The following is a 14,360-nucleotide window of genomic DNA, read 5'->3' as shown; positions in this document are numbered from 1 at the left end:
CAACGCGTTGCGCTGAGTCCTGAGGCTGTTGCAATGAAGATGAGAATCAAGGGGATTTTTACCATGGTTGATTCGGCAGGAGATGGCGAGTCTAGCACCGGGGCTGCGCCGCGAGGTGGGGTATAATCACTTTTCGTTGAACGTTTTGTCCGTGAAAGGCAAGTGCATGCGATGCGAAGATACTCAGACTCCGTCCCCGAAGCCGATTTTGTGGATGGTCATTCCTTGTTACAATGAGGAAGCTGTCTTGCCGAAAACATCTGGAACGTTTTTGTCTGAGCTCAGCGGATTGATTTCGGCCGAAATCGTAAGTGATAAAAGTAGCATTCTGTTTGTAGACGATGGGTCGAGTGATAGCACATGGACCATCATTGAAAGACTCTCAAACGACGATGCTCATTTCAGGGGAATATCACTGTCAAGAAATCGAGGTCATCAGAATGCCCTTCTTGCGGGGCTTATGGAAGCGCGTAAGTACTGTGACGTCTCCATTTCTTTAGATTGCGACGGGCAAGACGATATCTCGGCCGTATCTAAAATGATTGAAAAGTACCTGGACGGTAGTGACGTCGTATATGGCGTTAGAAACGACAGGTCTACCGATACGTTCTTTAAAAGGATGACTGCGGAGGCTTTCTACGGCATGATGAAAGAGATGGGGGTAGATACCGTCTTCAATCATGCGGATTATAGGCTCTTGAGCCTTGCCGCTCTGGATGGGTTGTCGGAATATGGAGAATCAAATCTGTTCTTGCGCGGAATGGTTCCGTTGATTGGGCTTCCCAGTTCAACCGTTGAGTACTCGCGCGCGGCTCGCGTTGCGGGTGACAGTCACTATCCCCTACGAAAGATGATCGCTCTCGCTGTTGACGGGATAACGAGCCTTTCGATTAAGCCTGTCCACCTGATTAGCGCGGCGGGCGCTGTAATTGGCCTCGTTGGCCTATTGGGGACCTTTTGGGCGATCCTCTCTTATTTCTCTGGGGCGACGGTTTCGGGCTGGACGAGTACCATCTGTGTCATCTTGTTTTTGGGTGGCATGCAACTCCTTAGCCTCGGTGTTATCGGCGAGTATGTGGGCAAAGCGTATCTTGAGACAAAGAGTCGCCCGCGCTATCTAATCGAAAAGAGAACGTATGAAAGCAACCGACGAAACCTAAGGGGCTAACGTGGTCGAATCTTGTTCTGCGACACGTGGAGTCGTTAAGATTCCGTGGTTTTTGCGTTTTGGCAGATGTGTCGCTTTGGCGTATTTCTCGCTTGCCCTGCTTGCCGTTGCTTTCCTTGCCCCGCGCCTGCCTTATGCCTGCAAAGGGGAGGAGGCATCCCTTTCTTTACCTTGTCTGGCTGTGGTTGTGATAGTGGGGCTCGTTGTCTCTGTGGCATTGGCTAAGAGACGGCCAAAGGTGAACGTGGACTTCCTTGGTCTTCGAATGTTTAGACGCGTTAGCATTTCATTGGCCGTGGTAGTTTTCGTGCTTCAAATCTGCCTAATCAATAGCATATATTTTGAGACGGGCTGGGATGTCGGTGTGCTGATGTCGGGGTTGTCCGATGAGGGAGCCACGCTGGATTATTTCTCGCGCTATCCAAACCAGCTGTTTTTGCTTTTCATCTTCAAGACTGTGGGCCACTTTTGCCAACTTATTGGATTCCAAAACGTATACCTCATGCTTGACGTGGTGGGAGCAGCGTGTGTTACTTTGGCTGTTGTTCTGACCTCCTTTGTTGTGGCGAGGCTGGCGGGTTTTGGTCCTGGGTACTATACGCTTGCGTTCGGTTGTTTGTACTTGAGCTTCTCTCCTTGGATTGCGGTTCCTTATTCGGATACGTATGGAACTATCTGCCCCGCGCTGGTCTTGTTTCTGTACAACAATACTGGCCGAAGCCCGTTACGCACATTCGGCATGCTCTTTTTCGGCGTGGTCGGATACTTTATTAAGCCTACGGCCATCTTCGTTGTTGTCTCAATTGTGCTTATAGAGGCTGCATGCGCGATAAGTCGTCGAAGGATTATCGTTGACGGGCAGTTGGAGTGCTCTCAAATCAAATCGCTCTTTTTTCAATTCGCTGCAATCACATGTGCTCTTGTTCTCTCGTTTGGCGCTAACTCACTCGCAAGGGAGGCGGGTCCGGTGATTGACGCCGATAAATCCTTTTCGATGGCTCATTTCTTGATGATGGGATTTAATGACGAGACTTATGGGTGCTACTATGAAGACGATGTTATCTATTCCGCCTCATTTGGTAGCCAACAGGATAGATCACATGCAAATTTCGAAAAGTGGGCTGAGAGGTTAGAGTCTCTGGGTCCCCAGGGTGTTTTGAAGTTGATGGTCCAGAAGACTATTTCGAACTATTCGGACGGTACTTTTGCGTGGGCTGCTGAAGGAAACTTTTTTTTGAGTACTCCTCATTCTGACAAGACGCTGTCAAAGTTCTTTGGAGAAGACGGCTCTTTCACGCTGTTCCAGGTTTTTGCCCAGCTTTGCTGGATGTTTGTCCTGGTCGGTATCTGTCTGAACTGGCTCAAGTTCCCTAGATCAAAGACGGAGTATGTGGTTTTATGTTCGGTGTTCTTGCTCAGCGTGTTTTTGATGCTGTTTGAGTGCAGGGCCAGGTATTTGTTTCTCTATTCTCCATTTTTTATTGCGCTCGCGGTGCTTGGATGGAGAAACCTAGTTGATGTGTTTGCGAAGCGATTCTCGGAAAACGGACTGTCTGGCCGAGGAAGACTCCGCGGGTTTTAGCTTGCGCCGAGAAACCTCTTTCTAGACCAGTAATTCCACATCATAACAACGGCTGTTGCAGCTTTTTATTATTCTATAGTCCAGGTTCGCCAAGTAGGTCCAAATCCAGATACATAGCTCGTTGCGACCAAGCCCGCTACGGAAAGGGTGACAAATATAAAGAGCTCATTGCGTTTTTAAAGGCCTTCAATGTGCTTGGATACATACTTCACTCTGACCTAATCGGTTGCCGGCGTGGGTGAGCTTGTCCAGGACGGTGACGTGCATCCCGGGGTGGTTGTTGACCACGTAGTGCACGAAATTGGACCCGATGAAGCCGCAGCCACCGGTGACGATGATGTTGGTGGGTTCGAAGGACATATAAACTGGTGTCATGCTACTTGAGGGCGAGCTCTTCAACAAGTGCGTTCACGCGACGTCTGAGCTCTGCAATCTTTACCGTGTTGGAGAACTCTCGATAAAGAAGCAGCGCAATTGCATAGAGAAATACGAAGTTCGACGGGCTTTCGAAGCCAAGGGCCCCTGCGAGCCAGAAGGCAATCTGGGGAACGGCTGCAAACACGACAAAGCTCAAAGCAAAGAACAACCAGAACACGGAGTCGAGAACCTGTATCTGAGCCTTACGGAGCTTCTTCACAATCACGAATAAGATGGCAAATGCACCCAGAATGAGTACGACCCTTAAAATGCTAGACATATAATCACCTGAACCACTGAACGAAAAGAATGGAGATGCAAGCTCGCGCCATGTAAGCAATCGACTTGGAGATATTAAGGTAGCTCTCCCCCGCCTGGCGTTCACGCATCTCAACTTGAACCTCGCTCACCTTCGCCCCCTTTTTTATAAGAAGCGAAATGCTCTCGGGCTCAGGGTTAAGCGAGTCGTCCTGCGCGAAGCGCTTAATCATTTCCTTGCTAAACATTCTCATTCCCGAGGTAGGGTCAGCTACGCGCTTTCCCGTAGTCAGCTTGATCATGACTGTAATAAGGCGTGAGCCAATCATTCGAGCAGAGATTTCCTTTTTCACGTGAAGGAAACGTGAGCCAATTACTATATCAGCGTCTTCATTAATAGCGGTCTCGAGCATTTCATCAATGTACTCAGGCATATGCTGGCCATCCGCATCAAACTGAAGGGCATAATCGTAGCCGTTGCGGAGCGCGTACTTCATGCCCGTCTGAAATCCAACGGTGAGGCCAGAATTAACTGGCAGCGTTACGTGGTTGTACCCACGATCGCGACAAATCCGCTCAGTTGAATCCTTGGAGCCGTCGTTTACTACGAGATAGTCAACATTTGGAGCGACACACGCCAACTCGTCAACCGTTGCCTCGAGCGATTCTTCCTCATTATACGCTGGAATAATAACCAGCAAGCGCTGATGCTTATCCATCCACCCCACCTTTTATCTTCCGAAACGTGATTCAGGCGTCACGTACTATTTCCAGTAGCCTTTTAGCTGAATAACTAACGCGGTTGCCATGAAACCTATTCCACAGAAAGCAGAAATGAGACAGACATATGTAACACCATCCATCGAATACAGACCAATTAAAGGTAAGGCACAGAGAGAGGAAATAAGAGCAGCAACATTCCCAACAAAGGCACCCCGGAAGTTTCTGATAGCCATTAGCAAATCGTTTACAAACCACATATACCCCGTAAGCATTGCAAGCGCCACAAGCGGAGAAAGTAGATATGAAAAGCCAGACATCTTTTTCCCGTACACAAGAACAAGAACCGGTTCACCTAAAACCATTACTCCAATAGCGCACACCAGCCCCAGAACAACGATCCCGACCGTCGCCTTTGTCAAAAGCGCATTGAAGCCTTTCCTGTCCCTAGCAGCAAAACTCTCCGAAAAATAGCCTAGAAGAGGATTGTAGATATAGGAGGCGCCCGTCTGAATAAGCGCAACAGGAGCAGCTGCGGCAGCATAAATGCCAAGAGTAGCCTCCCCTTGAACACCAACAAGGTATTGCCTTGGAATCGAAGATGCTGACGCCGCGGCAATGGACGCAAGAACGATGGGGAGACATCTCAAGGCCAGTCGAAGGCACTTTTTGAACGAGATGCTTGGGGCCAATGGGCCGAATTGAAGGGTCCTTGGTATATCGTAGACAGCACCAACGACGATCACGACAACGGTCATTGCAACTATCGCCGCCTCGAGCGATTCGTATAAGCCAAACACTACGGTAAAGGCAACAAGAGATAGAATCCCCTGAAAAGACAGAGACTTACCGATGTAATCCATTCGATGATGGCGCTGATCGCACGCGTGAAAGACGTCTACAACCAAGGAAATAGACTTGTAGACGGCATAGAGCAGAATAGCTGCAAGCGCTCCCGATTCGCATGTAAACAGCGAATAGCCGGTGCACAGAGCGAGCGCGACTCCGCAAGTGAAAAACCGAAACGCCAGGTATTCACCTGTCGTATTCTCATTCTCAACATCTGAGACCTGGTACGTATACATGCGATACTGAGCGATAGGGGCAAAGATGTTGTAGATGGACATTGCCAAAGAGAAAACGCCGGATGCCTCGTAACCAGAACCAAGGCGAACGATCAGAATCGTAATCAGCCATTGACAAGCAAGGTTAACGATGGAACCGAACGAGTTCCAAAGCATATTCTGTTTAAGAGAGAGCTGCTTAACCTCACTCATCTACCGAACCAATGCTTCCCCGAGACTTTGCAGCCCCTTCTCCAGAACATCAGCGATTCGTTCACTCGCATGACCGTCACCATACGGGTTGCTGGCATGAGCCATATGGGAATATGATTCCTCATTCTCCAAGAGGTCGCAACATGTTGAGAAAATAGCCTCTTCACTTGTGCCAACAAGCTTAAGCGTACCCGCCGCAACGCCCTCAGGGCGCTCGGTCGTGTCACGCATCACCAAAACAGGTTTACCCAAGCCCGGAGCCTCTTCCTGAATGCCGCCTGAATCGGTAAGAATCAAGTAGGAGCGGGCCATGAAATTATGAAAATCAACCACGTCTAGAGGATCAATTAGATGAATGCGGTCGCAGCCGTCCAGTTCCTCATGAGCCGCTTTGCGAACGACAGGATTCAAATGGACGGGATAAACAGCGCGCACGTCATCATGCTTTTCAACAACCCTGCGAATGGCCCTGAACATGTGGTGCATGGGCTCGCCAAGATTCTCTCGACGATGAGCCGTAATCAAGATCAGGCGCCCATCTCCAACCCAATCAAGCTCGGGATGCGAATAATGATCGCGCACCGTCGTACGAAGCGCGTCAATGCCTGTATTTCCCGTCACGAAAATTCGACTGGAATCCCGATGCTCAGAAAGCAGGTTGTTGCGAGCTGCTTCAGTTGGCGCAAAGTGCCAAGCGGCAAGTATGCCGGTTGCCTGTCTATTAAATTCCTCGGGATACGGTGAGTGGATGTTGTATGTACGCAGACCCGCCTCGACATGACCTACGGGAATGTCCTTGTAGAAGCATGCAAGTGCGGCGGCGAAGGACGTCGTTGTATCACCGTGGACAAGCACAATGTCGGGCTTGAGCTGATCCAGCACGCCGTCCAAGCCATTAAGAACAGCAGTGGTAACATCGAACAAAGTCTGTCCTTGTTTCATAACGTGCAAATCAAAATCGGGCACAACCCCAAACTCCTCAAGGACCACGTCGAGCATCTGGCGATGCTGGCCGGTAACGCAAACCTTCACGTTAAGGCCAGCTCGGTTCTTCAGCTCCTTTACGAGAGGACACATCTTGATTGCTTCGGGCCTTGTTCCAAATACCAACAGGACCGTCTTCTTTGACAAAGAGCTCATGCTGCACTCCATACTTCACTCAAACCTATTTGTACAAACCAAGCAGTCTCAATAACGAACGGTATATAAATCCACAAAACGGAATGGCTTTTGCCTTTATTCCGACTTTGCTATGCATCAACTCTGAAACGTAAAGGCGATATCCCTTCCAGTTCGTAATGAGCAACCGATCAGTATTCTTCGTGTAGCCATCGGCAAGGTATTCGCACACGTAGAGAGGAAAGGCGTACCCGCGAATTAGATATCCATCGTTGCTGAATCTATTAAAGACAACTGCTTCAGGAACAAACCGCTCATCTTCAAAGACCGGGAATCGATACCTCCTCAACCGTTCCGTCACAAAGGCCTCGGCAAGGTCACCCGTGATCCCCTTCGACCGGCGATCAATTGACGAATAATCGATGTACGAACCCACATTGTCTTGAAGAATTCCTCCCGTAAGCTTGTTGCCCGGAAAAATACGAACTCCCGACAAGGCCATCAGGCGCTCGTTAGACATAACGGTTTCACAGTTCTCCCCAATACGCTCCAAGGCATCATCGGTTAGATAATCGTCGCTGTCCACCGGGAAAAACAAGGCTCCCTCCGCCTCATCAAGACCCTTATTCCATGCAACGTGCTTTCCGCTATTGACCTGAAAAAAATAGCGGATAGGAAATATCACCTGACAATCTTGCCGCATCGCCTCGACGAGCTTTCGCGTGTCATCCGTGCTTCCATCATCAACAATTATCCATTCGAAATCTCGAAAAGATTGCCTTTTCAGACTTTCGAATAGCCTAGGAAGGATATATGCGCGATTATAAGTCGGGGTAAAAACCGTTATAAGCATAGACAACCCGCTCACTTTAGCAACTGGACCCAACGCTCCCCAGATCCCTGGCAAACGGGATGAGGGAATTTGCAAAAGAAACCTCTTGCACCAGGCGATCACATGAATCCCTGTCGCATACCGCATTGTCCATTTTCAAAACGAGATCATCCACATCCCCGTTATACAGAAGTCCAACACCATGTCTATCAATCTCTTCGGCAATGTCGTAAACGTAAGGAGTAGTGATTACCGGCCTGTGCGCCGCGACGTATTCCAAGAACTTGTTAGGGTAAGCAAAGTGGTTCGTTGGAACGTCCTCTCTCAACATCACGAAGAAGTCCGCCGCACAGAACACGCTAGGGAGGTCAGATGGCTTGAAGCTATCGAATTCAACGTCGTCACAATCACCAATTGCGGCACGTGCAGAAGCAATGTCACCAGACAAAACAAGTAGCTTTGCCCCACGCCTCTTCAGTATTTCGCGATACAACTCTGCAGTTTGCGGAAGGCATTGCCACGACGAAGCTCCGCCTGAGTAAACGAGCAGCCACTCGTCATCTTCTACGCCGTACTTCCTCCTATAATCCTCTCGATACTTAAGCTCCTCCGCACGACCAAAGCTTGGCTTCGCCCCCGTCGCACACGGAACAATGTAGAACTGACCCTCTTTGCAGCCGCACTCTCGACAAAGGAAACTGCGATACGCTCGAGAAACACAAAAGATACGATCGAACTTACGCAAATATTTACGCTGCTCGTATCTCTCAACAAAAGCGGCGGCACGGTGGAATGAGCCAAGGAAGAGGGGCTCGTCGCGTGCAAGAAGGGAGCCGTCGCCGTAATAACCATGAACATCAGCACATACAAAAGCTCCCGACGCCTCGGCGGCGCGCTTCATCCGGTCGACATAACGAAACAACCCCACGCCAGAGAGGATGATCGCCTTGTAGGAGCCACTCAAAACCATTTTTTCCGCAGTGGTAATTAGCTCTTCATATCCCGACAGCAGCTGCATAGGATTCATAAAATCCCGCCGAACATAAACGCCGGGACCAAAAGCTTCACCACCCTCGGAAACACCCAAACGAACATTGCAAAGAGCCGCAATATCAGACTCAATGCCCCACCCATTCTTTAACGCATCTGCTCTATTTTTAATCAGGCTAAACTCGCCGCCCGAGGTGACAACATTCCTTGAGGTCACAATAAGAATATCGTGCATAACTATACCTACTCATTCTCCTACTTCTGAAGAAAACAATATCCGAACGAGGAAACAAAACCGTGGCAAACCTCAGTCAACGGAAAAGCAACACCAACGTAATTGCTACGCACCAAGAAGTTCAACGAGCCTCTCTGCAGTATTGCCCCACGTACAATACTCTCGAACTCTACTCTGGGCCAGCCGTCCCTTTCGCCGCGTCTCCGCTTTCGACGCGCACGCCGCTCGTATTGCTTCGGCAATTTGGTCAGGAGCACAGCCATCCAACAAAAACCCGCAATCTGCCTCGCCAAATACTTCGTCAACTCCGCCCACCAAGGGAATGATTGCCGGGGTGCCGCACGCCGAAGACTCGAGAAGGGTCGTACAAAAACCCTCTGATCTCGTAGGAAGGCAAAGTACGTCTGCAGCCTGAAGCAAAGACGACACATCCGCCGGACGCAAAGGACCAACATAGGAGACATTCTCAGGAGCAGATTCCATCAACTCGTGTAGGGGACCATCACCCGCAACCACCAGCTTTACGGGCATTTCATTCAGTTGCTTCATGGCTGCAAGAAGGGAGTCGATACCCTTCTCGGGAATCAACCTTCCAACAAAACAGACAAGGATCGAATCCGTCCCGACGCCCAATTCGGCACGAAAATCTCGGTGTGAGGCATTGGAGCAATAAGCATCAACGTCAATCGCGTTAGGCAGGATATCAATGCCAGAAATACCAAATTGTCGAAGCCAATCCAGGCTTTTCTTAGAAACACCGCAAAACACTGGATGAAACCGCTTGGCAATCGAAGTAATTATGTGTTCATAGGCACGAACGAACACATCCAACACTGCGTTTCCGAATGTAAGATACTGTGACCCATGGTCAAGAACGATGGGGGTAAGATGCTGGCGCCTGGCGAACCGAAGCCCACAGATTGAATGGGGATAAAACCTCGTATTAACTAGGACGCCATCGAAGTGCTCGCCATCAAGAGCCCTCAGCATGCTCCGATAAGCTCTTCCAAAACGCGAGACAGGGAACCTGCCACCAAGCAATGGAAAACACGGCAGCCTTACAACCTCAATACCATCGTCTGTTACCTCTCGAGACGGCAGCGAATCGCAATTACACGTGACCACGACCGGCTTATGGCCCATGCCAATGAGCGTAACTGCGAGGTTTCTGGTATAGGACTCAACACCGCCAATGTGGGGCAGATATTGAGCGGAAAAGATTGCTATTCTCAGCGCTTCAGCCATTGATTCTGTCTTACTCTCTCGTCATCTCTATCTCGCTCTAGAAAAGCCAGAACGAGCTTGAATCTTGGCATAAGAGCTCCCAATCTCTTAGCAAAAGATATAGTTTATGGTAGCAGACCGCCCTACAAACAAAAGGACGGAGCTCATGCTCCGTCCTTTTGCTACCTGACGGTCACGGGATTACTCGTAAAACCGTTACCCAGATACTCTCTTGGTCGACGAGGGGCATGGTCGGATAGGACCAGTCGACCTCCACGTTCCTGCCCGCCTTGCGGCCGACCCTGCTCACAACCTTCCCGCTGACCGTGAACTGCCTGTACCGCTTGCAAAAGCGGCCGTAGGACATGGCCGCCTCGCCCCGAGCGGCGCATCCTCGCGGTACTCGCCGTGCAGGAACCTGAACGTGGCGCCAACCTTAGCGAGCTCGGCGTGGACCGCGTCCCAATCCGGGTCCGGGTATACCGGCCCCGGATTGGGACGCGGTCCGGGGACAGGCGGGCGTAAACCTCCCCGGCGCTCATCCGTTCCATTTCCTTCCAGGCGACGTCGCGCTCGGCTGCGGCCCTGAGCGCATCGGAGACGCTGACCTTCGACGCGTGCAGCGCGGCGGCGATCACGTTGAGCGACAGGTTCGACGACGTCAGCCTGAGCACCGCCCTCGCCGGCATCCTTCTCGCCAAGATCCGTTCCTTTCTCTCGACTACCGGTATGGCGTCTCGAGCGTATAGGCGGCGAGCCGGTGGGTCGCGGGCGCAGATGTGAGCGGTGCTCAAGCGCGCTACAGGTGGTACAGAGAAAGACAATTACTCATGTAGACCCATTACACGCATAAAACATCAAGCACAATTGCATTTAAGCTTTCGCCGTAACCCTTGCCGGGAATGGCCCAACGTCCATTTAGGTCCGTTGTCTTGGGAGCACACCCACGGGAAACTAGATTAAAGCGTGGGTCAATACACGGATTATTCAAAGGTTCAGTCGTTGCGTACGCTTTTAAATGCTGCACCTGAACCCTAAGCCCTTCTCTAACGGAAGAAAAAGTATATCCAGGATTTCCAGGGCCGGTGGCTCCAACACCTCCAAAATTGCACTGATTTGCCTGGACCAAATTTCCGAATCTTAAATAGCCCGTCTCTTTCATGACTTGAGCATATAAAACTTCAGGACATACTCCCTCAAATGAGGCTTCTTCGTAAAGAATCTTACAAAACTCATCAATAGAGGCGCTACCTTTGCTTTTATACACGCTTGTTGGAAAAGTTTGCGACCCAACAGTCCTGCTGTAATGAGCGGCTGCAGCCTCATAAGAAGTGAAAGACGAGGACATTATATAGCCCTCAAATCCAGTCATGCTCGAACCATTACGGTGCTCTTTCATCCCATATTCGAGATAGTGAAGATAATAATCTTTTAAATTACTTCCGTAAGCCTTCCTAAGATCGAGATATCTCGTTTTATAACTATAAACGTCGAACGCCTCGGAGCCGCGGCGGCCCTCCGACATGCCGTAGTTGATGAAGTGCCGCAGGACGGCCGAGTCGTCGACCATAGTCACGCCGCCGTAGGTCGACTTAGTGAAGGCCTTCTCGACGTCGCCGTTGCGGGAGAGGTAGTACTCGGGGTCGTAGACGGGAGCGTAGTCCACGCCGCCCGCCCTGGTTACGAGGCCCTTGAGCTTCGAGCAGCCGGTAGCGTGGCGCCCCTCCTTCTTGCCGTACATAAGGTAGTGCGAGTAGTAGCTGGCGAGGTCGGTGCCAAAGGCGGCGCGGAGATCGGGGTACTCATTGTAGTAGCTCTGCACGTCGAACGCCTCGGAGCCGCGGCGGCCCTCCGACATGCCGTAGTTGATGAAGTGATCCAGGGCCTTATCTTTGCTTCCGTTTGCCCATTCGTTAACATCTGGATACTTATTGAGATAGTAGTCGGCATCGAAAACAGACGAATAATCAAGCCAAGATGATTTGGGGAACTGCGCGATGATGGCATCCGCATCGGCTTCTCCAAGACGCTTGCACCCGGCATCACTAAAGTACCTGTTCGCATCGCCCCAATTGGAGATAAATCCGTGTTCGATCAAAATACCGGGAATTCCAGCTTCACGAGCACAACGAATAACAGCGAATTCGTCGCCTACCTGCATCTGAAAGACACCACGGTTTGTAAGTCCGAGAGCAACAAGATTGTTCTGAACCTTCTGGGCTAGTTCATACGAAACCTGGGTATAGTCAGCCCCATTCACGGTAGGCGAATATACCTCGGCACCATGAGCTGCGGACGAACCTGAATTGATATGGAAACTGATATAGGCCTGAGCGCCCTGGTTGACGCAACGCTGAACACGGTAAAGGAAGTCGTTGCTTCCGTAGCTGCCCGACTGCTCACGAGCGAGAATCACCTTAAATCCATAATTCTCAAGCTTGGTCTTACACGCGCTAACAATCTTCCAAGTTAGGTCGGCTTCACTCTTTCCATTACCCTGAGCACCAGGATCGGATCCGCCGTGACCGGCATCAAGTGCGATCACACGAACATTTTTACGAGCTGAACGGGAATCGACGCTATAAGCTGCAATGCCGCTATCACCTTCAGAACCGGAAAGCGCCTCTTCAATAGAGAAAGCCTCGACAGGATTGCCGTTCTCATCGGCATAGTAGACCGACATATCATCGGAATTGTCAACGTAATCAGATGAAGAAGACGAATTGACTACGTTAAAGCCGTAATCCTCAGACGAGAGGTCCACTGAATAGATTGCGTTCGAATCCTTCGCCTGATACGTAATACCGGTTAAAAAATACTGCGCTACCGACAAATCTTGTCCAAATGTAAAGCCCGCAGCATTCCCAGAGAAGGCCGAAGCTTCAACGGAGCGCTTTTCGCCAGAATTGCTGACGAATGATAGGGTCGCAGAGGTCAAAACATCAGAATCAGATGCAGTTGCGAACGCCGCCTCTTGCATAGCACCCAAAGAAAGAGAGGGCTGCGCAATGTACAGGTATTGAAAAGAGACATCGACAGAGGAGGAATCGGAAGATTGAGCCGACTGAGCGGCCGATTCGACTTCTGAATTACAAGAGTCGGCTTCGGCGGTCTTTTCAGCAGGCTCAGAAACGAAATCCGAAAATGAAGAGGAACCAGATGTCTCGGCTTCATTAGAGGAGCTAGAGATCTCGGCTTCATTATTTGAGAGTGAGGAAAACTCAAGTGCATAGGCCGACGAAACGGGAGCAAGAAATGAAGAGGAAACCAGAACAGCGGTAACCAAATTAGCAACTGCGCAACGAACCTTTTTCATATATGCACTCCCAACAAATTAACGTAAATCTAAAAAGTAAAGTTTAACCAAAACAAAATAGAGCTCGAATAATTGTAATTGGATTACTTGACCTACTGTTAACCAAATTTCACCTTTACCCCATTATCGGAACCAAGCCGAGGAAGGCAGCGTAGGAGAACCGCGATTGCGAATTTACACACCGCTTAGGGCTTGACCCAACAATGGCCTACCTTGGCAAAGAAACCCCTGCAATCTTGTCCCACAAAGCATCAAACACCCTACCCGGATGCTTGAACAACGCCTGATACAGAACCTGTCGAATCGCCTCGATGCAGGACGCGGCAACATACACGCCAGTCACCACAAGCATTACGGACAGCAGCCCCCACGCTGGGCGGCAGTGGGAAAACACAAGCAAGTTCTGCCACAGCAGCTCCTGCATGTACACGCTATCCGTGGCAAGGTACACGCCAAACGACAACGTGGCCAAGTAATTGACAGCAGGCCAATGCGCAGGTTGAACGTTAAAGACAAACAAGCACACCGGAAGTGCGATTGCAAGCGACAAGAGGCTCGCAGGATTAGTCACCACCGATCCGTATACGCTGGAAGCGAAAGCGCTCAAAAGGAGCACGTCCTTTTGAGCCACAAAGTAGCAAACGTACACAGAAACGTACGAAAGAACGGGCAGCACCAAAACCCTCGGACCCGCCCCACCGCGATAATGCCACTTAAACCAACATGTCACGCACGCGATCACGACCGTCTGACCCGTCAGGGAGGAAACAAAGCCGCCAATTGTCGAATACGGCACAACGGGCAAGACCCCATACAGCACGACCAGCAGCATACAGAGCTCACCCAGCCGCCGGCTCGTCAAGGCGCGCAACCCGTCGAACAGATAGGGCGCTACAAGAATCAGCAGAATATACACCGTAGGAAACCACCACAGCGAGGCGAGCGGAGCAAAGACGGCAGCCATCAGCTCTTCAGCTTGCAGGCCGTCCCCCGCCTTAAACACGCCGAAGAACAGGACGAGTGGCACACTGTAAAAGAGCATTTGCCCCAGCAGGGTCCAAGCTCTTCGCAGCTGGCCCTTAAGTGTCAGTTGCGCGTCGGCCAGGTACCACACCGTGATTATAAAAAACACGGCAACGGCAATACGCCCCGAAGGGTACAACACGCCATGCCTTGATTCTCATCTTCATTGCAACAGCCTCAGGACTCAGCGCAACGCGTT

At 50.6% G+C, this 14,360-nt stretch carries 11 protein-coding genes and 1 pseudogene; 2 read left to right on the top strand and 10 right to left on the bottom strand.

The features are described 5' to 3' along the window. The first annotated feature begins 166 nt into the window (after positions 1–166). Together CHY22_RS09595 and CHY22_RS09590 are read left to right on the top strand one after the other, a co-directional pair. Entirely contained in the window at positions 167–1,168 is a 1,002-nt protein-coding gene (locus CHY22_RS09595) for a glycosyltransferase family 2 protein (protein ID WP_089573659.1), read from the top strand. A gap of 1 nt (position 1,169) precedes the next feature. Further along, entirely contained in the window at positions 1,170–2,750 is a 1,581-nt protein-coding gene (locus CHY22_RS09590) for a hypothetical protein (protein WP_089573658.1), read from the top strand. 225 nt (positions 2,751–2,975) lie between these two features. Here CHY22_RS09590 and CHY22_RS09585 read toward each other — a convergent pair. From CHY22_RS09585 to CHY22_RS09540, 10 genes and pseudogenes are all read right to left on the bottom strand, one after another. Then, positions 2,976–3,110, bottom strand: a pseudogene (locus CHY22_RS09585) (NAD-dependent epimerase/dehydratase family protein); the annotation flags it as partial. A 16-nt stretch (positions 3,111–3,126) separates the two neighbouring features. After that, the gene (locus CHY22_RS09580; RefSeq protein WP_089573656.1) at positions 3,127–3,447 is read right to left on the bottom strand and encodes a DUF2304 domain-containing protein; all 321 of its coding nucleotides are present in this window, start codon (positions 3,445–3,447) and stop codon (positions 3,127–3,129) included. A gap of 4 nt (positions 3,448–3,451) precedes the next feature. Continuing rightward, positions 3,452–4,144 (bottom strand): glycosyltransferase family 2 protein, encoded by a 693-nt coding sequence (locus tag CHY22_RS09575; protein ID WP_089573655.1) that lies wholly within the window; start codon positions 4,142–4,144, stop codon positions 3,452–3,454. 45 nt (positions 4,145–4,189) lie between these two features. Next, positions 4,190–5,422, bottom strand: a complete 1,233-nt coding sequence (locus CHY22_RS09570; RefSeq protein ID WP_089573654.1) for a lipopolysaccharide biosynthesis protein — start codon at positions 5,420–5,422, stop codon at positions 4,190–4,192. Beyond that, positions 5,423–6,562, bottom strand: coding sequence for a UDP-N-acetylglucosamine 2-epimerase (non-hydrolyzing) (wecB, locus tag CHY22_RS09565; RefSeq protein WP_089573653.1), 1,140 nt, complete (start codon positions 6,560–6,562; stop codon positions 5,423–5,425). It lies immediately after the preceding gene. 25 nt (positions 6,563–6,587) lie between these two features. Next, entirely contained in the window at positions 6,588–7,394 is an 807-nt protein-coding gene (locus CHY22_RS09560; RefSeq protein ID WP_158551213.1) for a glycosyltransferase family 2 protein, read from the bottom strand. Positions 7,395–7,410: 16 nt separating this feature from the next. Continuing rightward, entirely contained in the window at positions 7,411–8,598 is a 1,188-nt protein-coding gene (locus tag CHY22_RS09555) for a glycosyltransferase (protein ID WP_089573651.1), read from the bottom strand. Positions 8,599–8,703: 105 nt separating this feature from the next. Beyond that, entirely contained in the window at positions 8,704–9,843 is a 1,140-nt protein-coding gene (locus CHY22_RS09550) for a glycosyltransferase family 4 protein (RefSeq protein ID WP_089573650.1), read from the bottom strand. 820 nt (positions 9,844–10,663) lie between these two features. Then, a complete protein-coding gene (locus tag CHY22_RS09545) occupies positions 10,664–13,138 on the bottom strand; it encodes an N-acetylmuramoyl-L-alanine amidase (RefSeq protein WP_089573649.1) in 2,475 nt (824 codons plus the stop codon). Between the two features lie 208 nt (positions 13,139–13,346). Next, a complete protein-coding gene (locus tag CHY22_RS09540; RefSeq protein ID WP_089573648.1) occupies positions 13,347–14,303 on the bottom strand; it encodes a hypothetical protein in 957 nt (318 codons plus the stop codon). Positions 14,304–14,360 lie beyond the last annotated feature (57 nt).

Source organism: Collinsella sp. TF06-26, assembly GCF_002232035.1.
GTDB lineage: Bacteria > Actinomycetota > Coriobacteriia > Coriobacteriales > Coriobacteriaceae > Collinsella.
The sequence above is the reverse complement of the archived record's forward strand: the minus strand, read 5'-3'. Positions and strand labels throughout refer to the sequence as shown.

Excerpts from the sequence above, each read along its gene's own strand:
- CHY22_RS09595 (WP_089573659.1), top strand. The coding sequence starts at position 167 with ATGCGATGCGAAGATACTCAGACTCCGTCCCCGAAGCCGATTTTGTGG.
- CHY22_RS09580 (WP_089573656.1), bottom strand. The coding sequence starts at position 3,447 with ATGTCTAGCATTTTAAGGGTCGTACTCATTCTGGGTGCATTTGCCATC.
- CHY22_RS09575 (WP_089573655.1), bottom strand. The coding sequence starts at position 4,144 with ATGGATAAGCATCAGCGCTTGCTGGTTATTATTCCAGCGTATAATGAG.
- CHY22_RS09570 (WP_089573654.1), bottom strand. The coding sequence starts at position 5,422 with ATGAGTGAGGTTAAGCAGCTCTCTCTTAAACAGAATATGCTTTGGAAC.
- wecB (WP_089573653.1), bottom strand. The coding sequence starts at position 6,562 with ATGAGCTCTTTGTCAAAGAAGACGGTCCTGTTGGTATTTGGAACAAGG.
- CHY22_RS09560 (WP_158551213.1), bottom strand. The coding sequence starts at position 7,394 with ATGCTTATAACGGTTTTTACCCCGACTTATAATCGCGCATATATCCTT.
- CHY22_RS09555 (WP_089573651.1), bottom strand. The coding sequence starts at position 8,598 with ATGCACGATATTCTTATTGTGACCTCAAGGAATGTTGTCACCTCGGGC.
- CHY22_RS09550 (WP_089573650.1), bottom strand. The coding sequence starts at position 9,843 with ATGGCTGAAGCGCTGAGAATAGCAATCTTTTCCGCTCAATATCTGCCC.
- CHY22_RS09545 (WP_089573649.1), bottom strand. The coding sequence starts at position 13,138 with ATGAAAAAGGTTCGTTGCGCAGTTGCTAATTTGGTTACCGCTGTTCTG.